Origin of the sequence: Streptomyces sp. NPDC047042 (assembly GCF_040644035.1) — a bacterium.
In the GTDB taxonomy this organism is placed as follows: domain Bacteria; phylum Actinomycetota; class Actinomycetes; order Streptomycetales; family Streptomycetaceae; genus Streptomyces.
The window spans coordinates 26211-42737 of record NZ_JBEYVP010000011.1 but is presented as its reverse complement, the minus strand read 5'-3'; the positions used below and the strand labels follow the sequence as shown (position 1 = coordinate 42737).

At 71.7% G+C, this 16527-nt stretch carries 9 protein-coding genes; 2 read left to right on the top strand and 7 right to left on the bottom strand.

Annotated features, from left to right (window positions below):
* Nucleotides 1-7: 7 nt before the first annotated feature.
* Nucleotides 8-3220: a glycoside hydrolase gene (locus ABZ855_RS14590; protein ID WP_360806399.1), complete on the bottom strand. Its 3213-nt coding sequence runs from the start codon at nucleotides 3218-3220 to the stop codon at nucleotides 8-10.
* A 239-nt stretch (nucleotides 3221-3459) separates the two neighbouring features.
* Here ABZ855_RS14590 and ABZ855_RS14585 point away from each other — a divergent pair, with 239 nt between their 5' ends.
* Both ABZ855_RS14585 and ABZ855_RS14580 read left to right on the top strand, forming a co-directional pair.
* Nucleotides 3460-4086 (top strand): hypothetical protein, encoded by a 627-nt coding sequence (locus tag ABZ855_RS14585; protein WP_360806396.1) that lies wholly within the window; start codon nucleotides 3460-3462, stop codon nucleotides 4084-4086.
* 136 nt (nucleotides 4087-4222) lie between these two features.
* Nucleotides 4223-5956: a hypothetical protein gene (locus ABZ855_RS14580; RefSeq protein ID WP_360806393.1), complete on the top strand. Its 1734-nt coding sequence runs from the start codon at nucleotides 4223-4225 to the stop codon at nucleotides 5954-5956.
* Between the two features lie 70 nt (nucleotides 5957-6026).
* On the opposite strand, the gene ABZ855_RS14575 is transcribed toward ABZ855_RS14580, so the two are convergent.
* The 6 genes from ABZ855_RS14575 to ABZ855_RS14550 all read right to left on the bottom strand — a co-directional run bounded on the left by ABZ855_RS14575 (nucleotide 6027) and on the right by ABZ855_RS14550 (nucleotide 16441).
* Nucleotides 6027-6668 carry a cutinase family protein gene (locus tag ABZ855_RS14575; protein ID WP_360806390.1) on the bottom strand — a complete coding sequence of 214 codons (642 nt, stop codon included), beginning with the start codon at nucleotides 6666-6668 and terminating at the stop codon, nucleotides 6027-6029.
* Nucleotides 6669-6749: 81 nt separating this feature from the next.
* Entirely contained in the window at nucleotides 6750-8039 is a 1290-nt protein-coding gene (locus tag ABZ855_RS14570) for a helix-turn-helix domain-containing protein (RefSeq protein ID WP_360806387.1), read from the bottom strand.
* 71 nt (nucleotides 8040-8110) lie between these two features.
* The gene (locus ABZ855_RS14565; RefSeq protein ID WP_360806384.1) at nucleotides 8111-9052 is read right to left on the bottom strand and encodes an alpha/beta hydrolase family protein; all 942 of its coding nucleotides are present in this window, start codon (nucleotides 9050-9052) and stop codon (nucleotides 8111-8113) included.
* 29 nt (nucleotides 9053-9081) lie between these two features.
* Nucleotides 9082-13095 carry a beta-ketoacyl synthase N-terminal-like domain-containing protein gene (locus ABZ855_RS14560; RefSeq protein WP_360806381.1) on the bottom strand — a complete coding sequence of 1338 codons (4014 nt, stop codon included), beginning with the start codon at nucleotides 13093-13095 and terminating at the stop codon, nucleotides 9082-9084.
* On the bottom strand, nucleotides 13092-14837 hold the full coding sequence (locus ABZ855_RS14555; RefSeq protein ID WP_360806378.1) for a fatty acyl-AMP ligase: 1746 nt from the start codon (nucleotides 14835-14837) through the stop codon (nucleotides 13092-13094). The genes ABZ855_RS14560 and ABZ855_RS14555 overlap by 4 nt, the downstream gene beginning before the upstream one ends.
* 41 nt (nucleotides 14838-14878) lie before the next feature.
* On the bottom strand, nucleotides 14879-16441 hold the full coding sequence (locus tag ABZ855_RS14550) for an acyl-CoA carboxylase subunit beta (RefSeq protein ID WP_360806920.1): 1563 nt from the start codon (nucleotides 16439-16441) through the stop codon (nucleotides 14879-14881).
* Nucleotides 16442-16527 lie beyond the last annotated feature (86 nt).

The window sequence follows — 16527 nt, the reverse complement described above, 5'->3', positions numbered from 1 at the left end:
GTGTGCCTCAGCGGCGTACGAGTGCCACCCGGTACGTCGTCGCGATCGTCCCGTCCTCGCTGGTCACCGTGGCAACGGCCAGCGTCCTGCCATGGTCCCGGATCGTCTCGACCGCGACCTTCGCATAGGGGTCACGAGTCGTCACCGTGACCTCGGCCCGCGCCGGATCGGCGGTCCTGACCCGGTAGTCGGTCGTATCGGGGTCGAAGGACGCCACCGGCACACCCTCGACCTCGATCGACGCGGCGGCCGAATCGGCGGAGACACCAGGGGACTTGGCGTACACCTCGATCTCGCTCATGGTCAGGTAGCCGCCCTGACGCGCCGTCATGACCACGCGCACCCCGGCGGCGGGACCCGCCGTCAGCGGTACGTCGATCACCGGCGTGCCCTCGGTCCCCACCGGGACGGGTGCGCTCGCGTCGGTCCAGCTGTCGCTGCCGGCCGCCCGCACCTGCACCTTGAGGCTCTCCGGGAAGGACGCGCCGGCCCCTTCCCGGTAGAAGTGCGCGACGACCCTGCTCAGGTCGCGGGCCTTCGGCAGCGTGAACGTGACGGTGTCGGAGGCGTTCTTGGTGTTGCCCGGCTTCCAGTTGGACCACGCCTTCTCCGACAGGTCGCCGTTGCGCAGCTTCTCCGCCGAGTAGCCGCTCTCGGTGAAGGTGGCGGCGACGGAGACGTCCGAGTCGGGCGCGATGTTCGCCGTCACCGGTGCCGTGACCTGGACGCGTACGGTCGCGTCGGCCGTACCGCCGCCGACGATCCGGGCGACGCCGTGCAGGGTGACAGTCCCCTTCGCGTCGAACGCCCCCTCGGGAGCCTGGTCCCAGGTGACCGGGAGGTCGGTCCGGCCGCCGTGGCTGCCGACGCCGACGACGGTCGGGGGCAGCTCCGGGTGTCCGCCCACATACGTCTTGGCACGGCCGGGCAGCGTCGAGGCGATCGTGTCGACGGTGACGACCGCCTTCGCGCGGATCGTGCGCCCGAGGGCGTCGGTCGCCTCGCCCCGGACCCGCACGGTCCCGTGCTTGCGCCAGACCCGGTCCGACGGCAGGTCCCACACCACGGGCAGGGCGCCCCGGGAGCCGTCCCGGAACACCGGTGTCACCGTCTTCGGCAGCTCGGGCCGCAGGCCCGGGACGGTGAACACCTTGGCGGGCTCGGTGCGCAGCACGGTCTCGTCGAGCACGGCGAAGCGCTGGTTCGCCGCCGAGGTCGGTGTGTACGTCGACACCTTCGCGCCGTCCGTCGAGGACTGCCCGGTGACGTCGAGCAGCCTGCCGGTGGCGGCGTTGACGAACGTCCAGGTGCCGTCGCCGGTGGTCGACAGGATCCACTGGGCGCCGCTGTCGGGCTCACCCGCCGCCGGGTCCGTGTTCGTGTTCGGGGCCTCCAGTACGGCCACGTTGTCGCGCACGGCGAGCCGCTTGCCGGTGGTGGCGCTGGTGAGGGCGTAGCGTTCACGGTTGTCGTTGCCGGGCGTCAACTGTCGTACGGACCACAGCTGTTCGGGGTTCGCGGCGTCGGTCGTGCGGATGACGACGCCGGTGCCGTCGTCCGAGGGGGTCAGCGACTTGCCGCTCTGGGTGCCCTGGAGCCGGTAGACGTGCCCGGGCTGGACGAGGGCGGCGTCCTTCGCCACTCCGCTGACGCCGTCGACGAGGAAGGTCGTGACCGACTTCGCGGGAACGGTGAGCGTCGCCGACCGGTCGGTCACCCGGACCGGCGTGCCCTGGACGAGCGCGCCGTCGGCGCTGGTGACCACGGGCGTGACCGAGGCCTTCCCCGTGACCCTGCCGAAGCGCGACAGGTCCAGGGTCACGGAACGGGCGGTCGTGCCGCTGTTCACGTGCACGGCCGTCGCCGCACGGCCGGACGCCTTCACGGCGGCGACGGTGGACGGGTCGTCGGTCTTCACGAAGTGGTCGCCGGGCCGGATGTAGTGCGTGAAGTTGCGGATGGTGTGGAACTTGGAGTTGGCCTTGACGGGGCAGGTCTCCAGGGTGTCCGACGCCGTGCAGTTGAACGGGACATGGATGCTGCCCCAGTTCTTGCCGGCCGCCGCCTGCGGGATCGAGTCCTCGACCGGCTGCCAGAACACCCAGGCGGAGGGCTCCAGTTCACGCATGTCGTCGACCATCCGGGTGGCGATACCCAGCCCCGGTTCCATGCTCGTGAAGTCGGTCCCGGTGCCCCAGGTGCCCTCGACCTCGCTCATCCACAGCTTCCGGTCGGCGCCCTTGGCGATGTCCCGGGCGCTGGTGCGCATACCGGTGCCGTAGGTGTGCACGTTGAGCTGGTCGACGGCGGCCCGGGCCTCGGCTCCGTAGGCGTTCCAGTTCTGGGTGAAGATGCTCGGGTTGGTCTCGTCCATCGCGGAGATCGCCGCGTGGGTCCTGGCCCCGGCGAGGGCCTTGTCGAGGGCCAGAACGACCTTCTGCTGAAGCGCGGGCCCGGCGTGCGCGCCTTCCTGACGGCCGCCCGTGGGCTGCCCGTCGGCGCCCAACTGGGTACCCCAGTAGTTGGTGTTGGGCTCGTTCAGCGGGTCGATGGTGTCGAACTTGATGCCGTGCCGCTTCTCCATCTCCTCGGTGACCCGCACCAGATACTTGGCGAACTCGTCGACCCGGTCCGGCCGGATCTGGTCGGTGTTCGCGTCGAAGCCGCCGGAGACATAGCCGCTGACCGTCTGGAACCAGGGCGGCGAGTTGCTGAACGCCTCCCAGGTGGTCACCTTGTCCTTGACCTGGTCCACCCACCAGCGCTGGTTCGCGTCGGCGTCCCAGTTCCAGTGGTCCGGGTTGTTCGGGTCCCACCAGTCCATGTCCTTGCGGGTGATGCCCGCGGGGGCCTTCCAGAAGCCCGGCATGGTCGCGCCGGCCTTCATGTAGTCGGTGCGTACGTCAGGGGCGTTGCCGCCGCCGATGTTGTAGCGCGCGATGTTGAGATCGAGCCCGTCCTTGCCGAACAGCATGTCCACCAGCCGTCTGCGGATGGGCTCCGGATAGCCGCCCGTCGCGTTGGCGAACCAGACGAGACTCGTGCCCCAGCCCTCGAACTCCTGCTGCTGGTACGACGGGTCGATCCGCACGGTGACGCTGCTCACCGCCGCCGCTTCCGCACCCGCCGCGGGCTGGGGGACCAGAAGACCAGCGCCGAGTACCAGGGGGACCGTTGGGGCCAGGGCCCGGGCGATGCGTTGGCGGTGCCGAGAGGACACGGCACTCCCTTCCATGACGAGGAGGCGAACAGAACCGAACAGAAGGAGTCGAGCTGACGGCATGCTTGATGACAAAAATGAACACGTCAAGATGGAGCGCAAGTTCCGTTGTGCGGACAGGACTTGTCCAGTTCATTGACGTGTCCGAAACATGTGGCTAGCCTCCGGGCAACCTGGGAAAGCGCTTTCAGGACGCCGTCGTCCCCTACCCGACGGCTCATCCCCCCACAGGAGCCCCCATGAGTTCACAGTCGACCTCACCGCGAGCGCCCTGGCGCGTCAAGGCGGTCGTGGCCACCCTGGCAGCCGCGATGCTGGCAGGCCCCGGCATCGCACAGGCGGCCCCGCAGCCCGTCCCGGCGACCGGGGAACGGGCGGCGGCGGCCACCATCACCTGGTCCCTCGTACGCGCGAGCAACCCCACGGCGGACCAGCAGTCCGCGTACAACCTCATCACCACCGCCATGAACGCCGCCGTGGCCCGCTACAACAACCTCAGCGACCTCGGCAAGACCATCACCGTCCGCTACGAGCCCGGCGTCCCCACCGCCGACGGCAACCTCAACGGCACCATCCGCTTCGGCAGCAACCGCAGCTACATGAGCGAACGGACCGCTCTGCACGAGATCGCCCACACCATAGGCGTGGGCACCAGCTCGGGCTGGTCCTCCCTCGGCGGCAGCGGCACCTGGACCGGCGCTCAAGCCACCGCGCTTGTACGGCAGTTCGACGGGTCGAGCGCCAAAATCTCCACCGGCGGCGGCCACTTCTGGCCCTACGGCCTGAACTACGACAACGAGTGGTCCGGCACGGCGGCCGACCGCCACGTCCGGATCGTCGCCGCCATGAAGAACGACGGGCTGTAGCGACAAGCTGTAGCGACGGGCTGGCGGAACGGAGGCTGCAGAAACCGTTGGTGCCTGATGACAAAGGTGCCGACGGGAGCTGCGTTCTTGTGAGCACCGCCCGATCGCACGGGCCGGGCGGTCCTACGGTCCCGCTATGGATACGAGTCGCAGCAGAGGAACACCCCTGAAGGGGCTGCGCGGCACCGCGCTCGCGGTGCTGCTCACCACCGGAACGCTCACCGCGGTGGCCCCGGAGGCGCACGGGGGCAACGTGCGCACCGAGGCCCCCGTGGCGTCGTCGAACCCGGCCGCCGCCGGGGTGACCGAGACGGTGGTCCGGGTGAAGGCACCGCTGCCGGCCTCCTTCGGGGCCAGGCCGGCCGCGTGCGACTGGCTGTCGTACCTGCGCTACCGCTCCTCGTCCGGGCCCGCCCACTCGGCCGACGCCGACCGGATCCTCGTCGCCCAGCCGGGCATCCTGGAGGGCGCCGGGGCCTTCGACAGCGTCGCCCGCAACACCGTGGCGCGCGCCGCCGGACAAGGCCGGCACATCGAGTTCTGGGCCCTGGACCGGCGCTCCAACTGCCTTGAGGACCACACCGGAACCGACTCCGGCGACCAGCACACGGCCGTCGACTACTACTACCGGGGCAAGCAGGTCGCCGGCCGTACGTTCGCCGGGTTCGCCGGCAACGACAAGCTCGGGTGGATGGCGAAACTCGGCATCGAGCAGACCGTCCGCGACCAGTACACCCTGCTGACCGCCGAACTGCCCGACCAGGGCCTGCGCGAGCGGAAGGTGCTGTGCGGCGGGCACTCCCTGGGCGGTGTGATCACCGGGTACTTCGCGGTCGCCGACTTCGACGGCAACCCCGCCACCACCGCCGACGCCGGACACCGCCAGTGCGCCGGCTACTTCGCCCTCGACACCACCGTCTCCACCTCGCTCGCCGACCTGAGCGGCAGCATCCCGGACGACACCAACCTGCCCGACATCGGCCTCGGCTACGGCGTCGTCCAGGCGGGCCTCGACAGCGGACTGCTGCCGCGCTCACTGTCCGCGCCGGTCCTGCTCAACGCCGAGACGATGACCCTGCTGGCCATCGCGGGCGTCGGCGCGCTGCGGGACCCGGGCGGCGAGGCCGACCTGCCCTCCTATCTGCCCGCCAACGCCAACATCGAGGCGACGAACCGCTTCCTGTTCGCCAAGGACGCCGCCGCCTTCCTCACGGGCTCACCGGCGGTCAAGGACTTCCGGCTCACCAACGAGGCGGTGCTCGGCGCGCTCCTCGACGACAACTCCGTACCGCTGGCGTTCCTGCAGAGCAGCGTGGGGTTCTTCGACGGCGGGCCGATCGTGGACAAGTCCTTCCCCGTCGCCAACGGCGGCGACCAGCAGCCCGGGCTGTTCGGTACCGCGTACAAGGCCATCCCGGACCAGCCGCACGGCCCGCTCTACGGCTGGCGCAACTACGACCGCGTCGGCGATCCCGACGACCCCGGGTACCGGTCGGCGGACGGGACGCCGTTCACCGGCGCGGGCAAGGAGGTCACCGACATCCAGGAGCTGGCCCGCAGTCTCGCCGCGCAGCCGCTCGACTTCACCGAGCAGTACTTCCCGACCAAACTGGTCACCGACCTCGAACTGTCCACCTCCCCGCAGATCAAGCGGCTCGTCGTGCACCCGGAAGGGCTCACCGCCAACCCGACGCTCACCGTTCTCGCGGGCGATGGACTGCTCGCGGGCCGCGTCCCCGCCGACCTCGATCCGGTGATCGCCGACGGCTACCAGCACCTCGACGTACTGACGGCCGCGCCCACGCAGAACAACGGCCGCCCGGAGCCCGTCTCCACGAGCCTCACGGAGTTCGCGCGCGACCCCCAGTAGCTTCATCGTCTTCCTCCCATGGAAGAAGGGCCCGGGAGAATTCTCCCGGGCCCTTTCCCTTCCTTTTTTCTCAGACCTTGCCGGCCGCGAAGTCCGCCGCCGCGCCCGCGTTCGCGGTGTAGCCGAGGTGGGCCAGGACGTCGCCGCCGCCGTTCTCGCAGATGGGGTCACCCTTGGCGCAGAAGTCGATGGTGCGGCTCTGGTAGGTGCCGGTGACGCTCTTGCCGATGGCCCGGATCGGGTTGCCGAACAGCAGCACCGCGGCGACCTTCGGCTCCAGCGCGGCCGGAATGGTGGCCACGATCGGGCTGCCGACCACCGCGCCGGCGCTGCTGATTCCGATGGAGTTGTCGACGACGTTCGCGCCCTGCGAATAGCCGACGAGCACGAAACGCTGGTTCGGACACGCGGCCGACTGGCTCCTGACGTGGTTGACCAGATCCGAATTGCCCTGCGCGGCCGACGTGAGGGAAAGGTCCGCGGGATAGTTCACCTTGTAGCTGGAAAGGCTTTTGCCCGTCAGTTTCCGCTGGAGCGCGGAAAACACGGGATCGCCGACGATCGCGCCGAGCGAACCCGGTTCGAACGTGCCGCGAGCTGCGACGACGTCGATGTCCGAACAGGCCGCGGCGGACGCGGCGGGGGCCGAGAGGGTGGTCAGTCCGGCCCCGCCGACGAGTGTCAACGCGGCGAGACAGAAGCGGATACGCATGGGGGATCCTTTGCGGGTGGGGCGCGTCAAGCGCCTATGAGAAAGGACGTCCCGAACGTATTCGTGGTGCCGCACCGGGTGTTATGGACGGGAATTCAGGAATTCCTCGTCGTTTTGTGCCGACGTGAGTGCCAGGATCAGATCGAGGCGGGTGGACGGGTCGTGCAGGGCCGCCTCACCGAAGACCTTCTCCAGCTGGCGCAGCCGATAGCGGACCGTCTGCGGATGCACGTGGAGGCGGGCGGCGACATCGGGCACATTGCTGCCGCTGAGCAGCCACGCGAGCAATGTCTCCGCGAGCCTGCCGCGCTGCTGCTCCGAGACCGCGTCCAGGGGAGCGAGCGCGCGCGCCCTGAGCAGGTCGAGCATGGGCTCGTCGCTGTGCAGCAGCAGGGTCGACAGATGGTCGACGCAGCGCACCACCCCCTGCCGGGGGAGTATCCCGCGCCCCATCAGCCACAGGGCCCGGGTGGCCCAACGCAGCGATCTGGCGCCCTCGGTGAGCGGAACGGAGGGTCCGATCGCCGCCGGCCGGCCCCGCAGCGCGGGAGGCAACGCCCGGCCGCCGAAGCATCCCGAACCGTCCGGGTCGGGAACCACCATCCGCGGCGGCCGGGACTCCAGATCCACCAGCGCTCCGGCGGCGGCGGGCGGCCGCTCCTCCTCCCGCTTGTCCGGCGAGGCCGCGAGGACGACCACCGCGACGTACGGCGGTACGGTCCAACGGGCGCCGTGCGCCAGGTCCCGCACCGCCTCCGGGGACACCGGCCCCTCGCCCAGCAGCAGCCCGAGCAGCCGCGCCCGGCGGCGTTCCAGCTCGTCCGCGCTGTGCAACTGTCCTTCCGCGTATCCGGCCGCCGCCGCCTCGGCGACCTCGTGCACGGTCCGGAACGCCAGTTCGCCGAGCGCGGCCATGACCGAGGAGTCCAGCCCCAGTTCCTCCGTCGTACGGCCCAGCAGCCGCCAGGCGTGCAGGCCGCCGACCCGCAGGGCGGACTGCAGGGTCTCGAGGCTGTGGCCCTCCAGGGCCTCACCGCGCCCCAGCTCGTGGTAGATCGCGGTGATCGACTCGCCCCGGTGGCGCGGATCGGCGATGTGGTCGACGAACAGGGTGAGCGCCTGCACGACCCCCGACCTGAGGTGCGCGCGGTCCGTTCTGTCGGCCGACCGGGCGGCGTACTCGGGGACCTGTCTGCGTACCTCTTCCTCCACCTCGTCGGCGACGGACTCCAGCTCGTCCCGCAGCAGTTGGGCCAGTTCGGGTGGCACAGCGGCGGCGCCGTGGCCGTCCGGTGCGCCGCGCGGGGCGGGGGTCGCCGCCAAAGGCCCTCCATTCACCCGGAGACGGCTCACCCGTGGGCTGTTGCCCATGGGGTGAGGGACGAGTCCTGGGTTGGACGGGCGACCCCTCCGTTCCGTTCCGTGCCCCGACGGTACCGGCCTCACGCCGGTATCCCCAGCGCACCGGCGAGCATCGGCCACGACGCGCGGAACTCCCCTTTCCAGAAGGCCCAGCTGTGTCCCCCTCCCGGGTAGTAGTGGGCGGTGACCGGGACGCGCAGCAGCGCGAGCGTGTCGGTGAAGGCGTGCGCGGACAGCCACAGGGCGCTCTCCAGCGCCTCGGGCAGCCAGTCACCGGTGCCGCCGACGACTCCGCTGCCGCTGGAAACGTACAGAGGGGTGCCGCGCAGCCCGGCGGCGCGGTCCCGTGGGTTGAAGTCGCGCCAGGTGAGGAGGTTCAGGAGGGGGCTGCCCCAGAGGGAGCGGGGAGCCAGGTTCTCGCGGGCCACAATGGCGTCCACGAGCGGGGGCACACCGGGTGCGGTGGTGTCGAGGATGCCGCTGTACGAGGCCGCCGCGGCGAACATGCCCGGATGGCGGGCCGCGTGGGCCATGGCGCCGTAGCCGCCCGTGGAGACCCCGGCGACCGCCCGGACGCCGGAGGCCCGGTACTCGCGGGCGAGCAGCGCCGGGACCTCCGTGAGCTGGAAGGTCTCGTAGTCGGGTCCGCCGCGCCACGCGGTGGGAATGCCGGTGGGTCCCGCGTCCGGCATCGCCACGATCAGGTTCCGGCCCTCGGTGAAGGCCTCGATGTCCGTCTCCCTGGTCCAGGACGTGTAGTCGTCGTGGGCGCCGTGCAGCAGATGGAGGACGGGGTACGTCCGTCCGGGCTGCGTGCCGAATCCCGACGGCAGGATCAGCCGTACGGGCGCGCTGCGGCCCAGGGCGGGGGACGCAACGGAGACGTCCAGCGTGCGGGCGGAGAGCCGGGTCACGGCCTGGGCGGTGGCGGTTCTGGTGCCGAGCAGAGCGGTGAGCCCGACGGCTGTCGCGGCCTTGGCGGCGGTGCGGCGCGACATTCCGGTGGTGCGGTGGTGGGACATGGCGGCTCCTCGTTTCCGGGTCCTGCGGTTCAGCGGCTCTGCTCGTCGAGCGCGCGCCGCAGATGGGCGGCGATCTCGTCGACGTACGGCGGGTCGAGCAGCGACAGATGGTGGCCCGCGACCCGTACGACGGTCAGTCGCGGGCACACCTTGTCCCAGCCGAGCGCCTCGTCGTCCCGTTCGTACGCGGGGTCGCGCACGGTGTGCGGAGCGGGCTCGGTGGCCCGGTACAGGACCACCCGCCCGTCGTAGGGCCCGGGGCGGTGGGCCTCGCCGATCCGCAGGTCCAGATAGGAGGAGCGCTGGTGCTCCAGGACGGCGGGCGGTACGTCGGCCGCCTCGCGCAGGGCTCGCAGTACGGTGTCGATGCGCTCACCGTCGTCGTCCATCGCCGCCAACTCGGCGTACGGGAGCCGCAGTTGGACCCCGTAGGTGTCGGCGACATGGCGGGCGAAGCCCGTGAAGTGGGCGCGGATCCGGTCGGCCGGGGTGTCGCCGGGGCGGGGGAGCGGCCGTACGGAGTCGAGGAGCGCCACGAGTCCCACGTCCCGCCCGGCGGCGGTGAGTTGTCGCGCGGTCTCCTGGGCGACGAAGCCACCGAAGGACCAACCGGCCAGCAGAATCGGCCCGTTGGGCTGAGCGACGGCCGCGACCTCGGCGTATCGGCGCGCTTTCTCGGCGACGGTACGGGCGTCCGGGAGCCGTTCGAGTCCGTACACCGGGCGCTCCTCACCCAGTCGTTGGACGAGTGCCCGGTACACGTCGGTCGTGCCGCCGGCGGCGTGGAGGAGGAAGAGGGGAGCCAGGGAGCCGGTGGCGCGGAGGGAGCGGTGGGGAGCGGGCAACTCCCGCTGGGACAGGGCATGTTGGATGTGCTCGGCGACCGACGAGACGGTGGTGGAGTCGCCGCCGAGCAGTTCGCGCAGGGGAAGCTCGATCCCGAACTCGCCTTCCAGGGCGGTCCGGATGCGCACGGCCATCAGGGAGTCCAGGCCGAGGCCGGGTAGGGTCGTGGACGGCGTGATGCGGGACGCGGAATGGCCGGTGACGGCGGCGATGTGGTGCCTAAGACGGCCGGAGACGGACGTGTCGGGCGCATCGCCCTCCTCCATCGGTGCTGCTGTCGCGGTCGCCGTGGTCGCCGTGGTCGTCGCCCGTCCGTCCGTCCACCAGTGGCGGACGTGCCGCCAGCGCGGTGCGGGCAGGTCGATCACCCGGCCCGGCGGCATCGGCAGACGCGCACCCGCGCAGTACAGGGCGCCCACCTGGGCCAGGAACCCGGCGGAACTGTCGGCGTCCCGGCGCAGGGTGCCGATGGCGAGAGCGCCCGGTGCGGTGTCGAGGACGGCCCGGGTCAGGACCGGGTGGGGCGAGATCTCGACAAAGGCGGTGTGGCCGTCGGCTGCGGCCGCCGCGACCGCCCGGTCCAGGCGAACGGGGCGCCGGAGGTTCGCGGCCCAGTGGGCGGCGTCGAACAGGGAGTCGTCCCGCGGGTCGTCCAGGACGGTGGAGTAGACCGGGACCCGGGCACGGTTGCCCCGAAGATCGGCCAGGGCATGGGTCAACTCCGGCAGCAGCGGGTCGACTTGGGGTGAGTGCCCGGCGCCCACGACATGCAGGGCGCGAGCGGTTCGGCCCCGTTGCTCCAGCTGTCGCAGAAGCCGGGCCACGGCCGACTTCTCCCCGGTGACGACCTTCTGCCCGGGTGAGGAGTGCACGGCGACACAGACGCCGGGGAAATCCCGTTCCAGGACCTCGAGTTCACCGTCCCCGATGTCGACGACAGCCATGGCACCGCCGCGCAGTCCACTGAGCAGCCGGGCCCGCACGGCGACCACCCGGGCGGCCTCCGGCACCTCCAGCGCGCCCGCGCACACCGCGGCGGCCACCTCTCCCACGGAGTGCCCGATGACGGCGGCGGGCTCGACACCGTACGAACGCCACAGCTCGGCCAGCGCCAACTGCAGCCCGAACAGCACCGGTTGGGCGACCTCGAGGCGGTCGAGATCGCCGCCCTGCGCCAGGTGCTCGTACAGGGAGAGCCCGCACTCCGGGGCGATCTGCGCGTCGAGCTTCTCCACGGCGGCGGCGAAGGCGGGTTCCTCGGCGAGCAGCCGACGCCCCATACCGACCCACTGGCTGCCGTACCCGGAGAACACCCACACGGGCCCGCGCCCCACGAGATCCCGCTCACCGGTCACGAGCAGCTCGTGCGGGAGACCTTGCCCCAACGCCCGTAAGCCTTCAGCCAGTTCAGCGTGGTCCTGGGCCACGATCGCGGCACGCACCGCCCCGCGCCCGCCGCGCCCGGCGAGGGTGCGCGCCACGTCGGCGGGGTGAGCCGTGTGCCCCTCGGGCGTGTCCAGCCAGTCGGCGAGCCGGGTCGCCGTGTCCCGCAGACGGACGGTGTCGACGTCGGAGAGGAGATGGAGACGGGCGACCGGGCTCTCCTCCTCCCGGGACGGCGGGAGGGTGTCGGCGGGCCGCCATTCCTCCAGTACCGCATGGGCGTTGGTGCCGCCGAACCCGAACCCGGACACCCCGGCGGTGGCGGTACCGCCGTAGCGCGGCCACGGCTCGCACTCGGTCACCACGCGCAGCCGCCCGCCCTCGTCCAGGGAGCTTCCGGCCGCGCAGTGCAGGGACGGCGGAATGGTGTCGTGGTGCAGGGCGAGAACCGTCTTCACCAGCCCGGCGATGCCCGCCGCCGACTCCAGATGGGCGAGATTGCCCTTGACGGAGCCCAGCAGCAGCGGCTGGTCGGGATCGCGGCCCGCGCCGAGCACGGCACTGAGCGCGCCCGCCTCGATCGGGTCGCCGAGCGGGGTACCGGTGCCGTGCGCCTCGACATGGTCGATGTGCGCCGGGGCGAGCCCCGCCCGGGCGTACACAGTCGCCAACAGGGCTTTCTGGGCTGCGGGATTGGGTGCGAGCAGGCCGTTGGAACGGCCGTCGGAGTTGACGGCCGTGGCACGGATGACCGCGAGGACGCGGTCGCCGTCCCGCTCGGCGTCCGACAGCCGTTTCAGCAGCACGGCCGCGCATCCCTCGCCGCGCCCGATGCCGTCGGCCGCCGCCGAGAACGGCTTGCACCGCCCGTCCGGTGCGAGGGCCCCGGCCCGCCGGAACGCCACGGTGACCGTGGGCGACAGCAGCAGGTTGACCCCGGCGGCGATCGCCGTGTCGCTCTCACCCGTGCGCAGGCTGACACAGGCGTGGTGCACGGCGACCAGCGAGGACGAGCAGGCGGTGTCCACGGCCATGCTCGGCCCCCGGGTGTCCAGGACGTACGCCAGTCGCCCCGCCGTCACGCTCAACGCGCCACCGGCGGGCGCCCAGGGGTCGACGGTCGCCGCGTCGGCGCCGGTGAGCGAGCCGTACTCGGCGGCGGAGACCCCGACGAAGACACCGGTGGCGCTGCCCGCGAGGGAAGCGGCCGGGACGGCGGCATGGTCGAGGGTCTCGTGGACGACCTCCAGGAGGATCCGCTGCTGCGGGTCCATCACGGCGGCCTCGCGCGGGGTGACGCGGAAGAAGTCCGCGTCGAACCCGACGATGTCGTCGAGGTAACCGCCGTACAGGGACGCGTCCTTGGGCGGAAACGCGCCGAAGTCGCGCCACCGGTCCTCGGGCACCCGCCGGACGGCGTCGACGCCGTCGACCAGCAACCGCCAGTAGTCGCCCGGCCCGTGCACACCGCCGGGCAGCCGACACCCGACGCCGATCACCGCCACGGGCTCGTCGGCCGAGGCCGGGGGAGGAGGAGCCGCTCCCTCTCCCTCTGGCTCTCTCACGTCCACTTCCGCGCGGCAGAGATACGCCACCAGGGCATCACCGGTGGGCGCCTCCCACAACAGCGTCGCCGACAGTTCCCGGCCCGTCGCCCGTGAGAGCTCCCCGGCGAGCACGACCGCGTCCCGTGACGACATGCCGAGGTCCGCCAGCGGCCGGTCCATGGGCGCGTCCTCGGCGGCCGTACCGTGCCACGCGGCCACCCGCTCGGCGACCAGCCGACGCAACCGGGCCTCGTCGGCGCCCCTCACGCGGCCGGCTCCGGCGTATAGGCACCCTCCAGATAGCGCCGCCGGGTCAGCGCCCGGGCCACCTTGCCGCTGGACGTACGGGGTACCGTGCCCGGCGGCACGAGGACGACGTCGGCGAGCCGCAGCCCGTGCCGTGCCGAGACGGCCGCGCGCACGACATGCCCCAGCCCGACGACGTCGATCTCCGCGAGGCTGACGCTCCGCGCGTGCTCGGCCACGACGACCACCCGCTCGCCCGCGTCACCCGGCACCCCGAACGCGGCCAGCCGGTCGCGCCGCACGGCCGGGTCCGCGTCCTGGACGGAGGCCTCCACGTCCTGCGGATAGTGATTGCGCCCGTCGACGACGATGAGGTCCTTCAGCCGTCCGGTGACGATCAACTGCCCGTCCAGGAAGGTCCCCAGATCGCCGGTGCGCAACCAGCGGCCGCCGCCGTCCGTTCCGTCGGCGAACGTGGCGCCGAACACCCGCCGGGACTCCTCCTCCCGACTCCGGTAACCGCGCCCCACGTTGGGCCCCTGCACCCAGATCTCGCCGACCTCCCCCTCGGCCAGCCGGGCACGGGACACCGGGTCGGCGACCCGGACCAGTTGCCCGGCCGGAGTACCGCAGCCGACCAGCGTCAGGGCTCGGGGATCACCGGCCGGCGCGGGCAGGGCCTTTCCTGCGGCAAGGGCGTCACGGTCGAGCGCGAACCGCCTCAGTGGCTCCCCGGGCCGGGCGGCACTGACAAAGACGGTGGCCTCGGCGAGTCCGTACGACGGACAGTGGACGTCCGGTGCCAGCCCCTGGGCGGCGAAGGCGGCGTGGAAGCGGTCGGCGGTGGCGGCGCGGACCGGTTCGCTGCCGTTGAGCAGCGCGACGACCCCGTCCAGCCGCAATTCCTGCTTCTGGGCCTCGGTGACGGCCGAAGCGCAGTAGTCGTAGGCGAAGTTGGGCGCCGCGCTCAGCGCCCGCGGATGCGCGGAGAGCAGCCGCAGCCAGCGCACCGGTTCCTGCAGGAACGCGGCGGGATCCATGAGCACCGACAGCATCCCCCGGACGACCGGAGCGGCGACACTCAGGACGAGCCCCATGTCGTGGTACAGCGGCAGCCAGCCCACACAGGTCGCCGGACGCTCCTCGAGGCCGTAAGCGGCAAGCGCCTGACGGGCGTTGGCGACGACGTTGCCGTGACTGATCTCCACGCCGGCCGGAGAGCGGGTCGAACCGGACGTGTACTGGAGATAGGCGATGGCGTCGTCGTCCTGGGATATCGGCGGCAAGTCACCCACGCTGTCGGGCACTTGGTCCACGGCGACGATCCCTGCAGTCCGTCCGGTGCAGAACTCCCGTACTTCGCGCATGACATGACTGGTGGTCAGAACTACAGCCGGAGACGCGTCGTCCAGCACCGCCGTGAGCCGGTCGCCGTGGCCGGGCAGACCCGGTGGATACAGGGGCACGGCGACGAGCCCGGCCGTGAGCGCCGCCAGGAACGCGGTGACGTACTCCGTGCCCTGCGGACACAGCAGCGCGACCCTGCTGCCGGGCGCGGCCTCTTGGGCGAGCCGGGCCGCCAACGCCCGTACGCGCAGGTGCAGTCGACGCCAGGTCAGGGTGCGATGGATGCCTCGTGAGTGCGGTGCGGGATGGTCGACGAACGTGAACGCCCGGCGGTCGGGGGTCGTTTCGGCCCAGTGCCGGACGTACTCCGGCAGACTCCGGAGGGCGGGGGCGAGCGGGGGAAGGGGACTGTCCATCGGGCATGGCTCCTCACATCGCGAAAAGGGGACCCAGAGGTTCAGAGGGGGATGTTGCCGTGCCTGCGCGACGGCATCGGGGCGCGCTTGCCGCGCAGGGCGCGCAGGGCTCGGACGATGTGGGTACGGGTGTCGCGCGGGGCGATCACGGCGTCCACGTAACCGCGTTCGGCGGCCAGGTAGGGCGTGCCGTGCGTGCTCTCGTACGCGGCGACGAGACTGGCCCGCAGGGCCTCCGGGTCGGCGGCGGCGGCCAGTTCCCGCCGGTGCAGGACGCCCACCGCGCCCTCGGCGCCCATGACGGCGATACGGGCGGTGGGCCAGGCGAGGTTGATGTCGGCGCCCAGATGCTTGGAGCCCATCACCGCGTACCCGCCGCCGTACGCCTTGCGCACCACCACCGTGACCTTCGGGACGGTCGCCTCGGCGTAGGCGTACAGCAGTTTGGCGCCGCGCCTGATGATCCCGGCCTGCTCCTGACGGACACCGGACAGATAACCGGGGACGTCGGCGAAGGTCAGCAGCGGAATGCCGAACGCGTCGCAGAACCGCACGAACCGCGCGGCCTTCTCCGAGGCGTCGATGTCGAGGACACCGGCCGCGTGCAGCGGCTGGTTGGCGACCACCCCGACCGAAGAGCCCTCCACCAGGGCAAGCGCGCAGATGATGTTCGGCGCGAACAGCTCCTGCACCTCGAGAAGTTCACCCCCGTCGACGACCGCGCGCAGGATCTCCCGCATGTCGTAGGCCTGTCCGAGCCGGTCCGGCACGACCTCGTCGAGGCACACGTCGGCGGGCGCCTCGGCGGGCGCGTACTGCGGGGGCCGCTCCAGGTTGTTGGCGGGCAGATACGACAGCAGGTCCCGTACGGTGTCGAGGGCCTCCACCTCGTCGGCCGCGAGGAAGTGGGCGTTGCCGTTGACGGAGTTGCTGGTGCGGGCGCCGCCCAGCTCCTCGGCGCTCGCGCGTTCCCCGGTGACCGCCTCGATGACGTCGGGCCCGGTGACGAACATGTGCGAGGCGCCGTCCACCATCACGGTGAAGTCGGTGATGGCGGGCGAGTAGGCGGCCCCGCCGGCACACGGACCCAGCACGACCGAGAGCTGGGGGATCACCCCGGACGCCTGGACGTTGCGGCGCACCAGCTCGGCGTACAGCGCGAGTGAGGCGACGCCCTCCTGGATACGGGCGCCGCCGCCGTCGTTGAGCCCGATCACCGGGCAGCCGGTCTTCAGCGCGAGGTCCATCAGGGCGATCGTCTTCTCCCCGAAGGCCTCGCCCATGCTCCCGCCGAACACCGTGGAATCCTGGGCGAAGACGCAGACGGGACGGCCGTCGACCGTGCCGTAGCCGGTGACCACCCCGTCCCCGTAGGGTCGGCGTGCGCCGTCCGTGGTGGGCCGCGCCCGTACGTACAGTCCGGTCTCGGTGAAGGACCCGGTGTCCAGCAGCAGGTCGATCCGCTCCCGGGCGCCGTACTCCCCACGTCTTCTAGGCCCGCCCTCCTTGAGCGCCTGGGTCCGACGGCTCTCCAGCACGGTGATGCGGTCGGCGGTGCGGTCGGGCAGGCCCGTCGCCCAGGATGTCGTCGCCTCTAGGGTCACAGCCACCTCCGAAAGTGGCTTTCGAATATGGCAGCGCCGGACGAGGGGACCGGGTCAATCACCGTTCTGTGTGCGTGAGGTGAGTC

Excerpts from the sequence above, each read along its gene's own strand:
- ABZ855_RS14585 (WP_360806396.1), top strand. The coding sequence starts at position 3,460 with ATGAGTTCACAGTCGACCTCACCGCGAGCGCCCTGGCGCGTCAAGGCG.
- ABZ855_RS14580 (WP_360806393.1), top strand. The coding sequence starts at position 4,223 with ATGGATACGAGTCGCAGCAGAGGAACACCCCTGAAGGGGCTGCGCGGC.
- ABZ855_RS14575 (WP_360806390.1), bottom strand. The coding sequence starts at position 6,668 with ATGCGTATCCGCTTCTGTCTCGCCGCGTTGACACTCGTCGGCGGGGCC.
- ABZ855_RS14570 (WP_360806387.1), bottom strand. The coding sequence starts at position 8,039 with ATGGGCAACAGCCCACGGGTGAGCCGTCTCCGGGTGAATGGAGGGCCT.
- ABZ855_RS14565 (WP_360806384.1), bottom strand. The coding sequence starts at position 9,052 with ATGTCCCACCACCGCACCACCGGAATGTCGCGCCGCACCGCCGCCAAG.
- ABZ855_RS14555 (WP_360806378.1), bottom strand. The coding sequence starts at position 14,837 with ATGGACAGTCCCCTTCCCCCGCTCGCCCCCGCCCTCCGGAGTCTGCCG.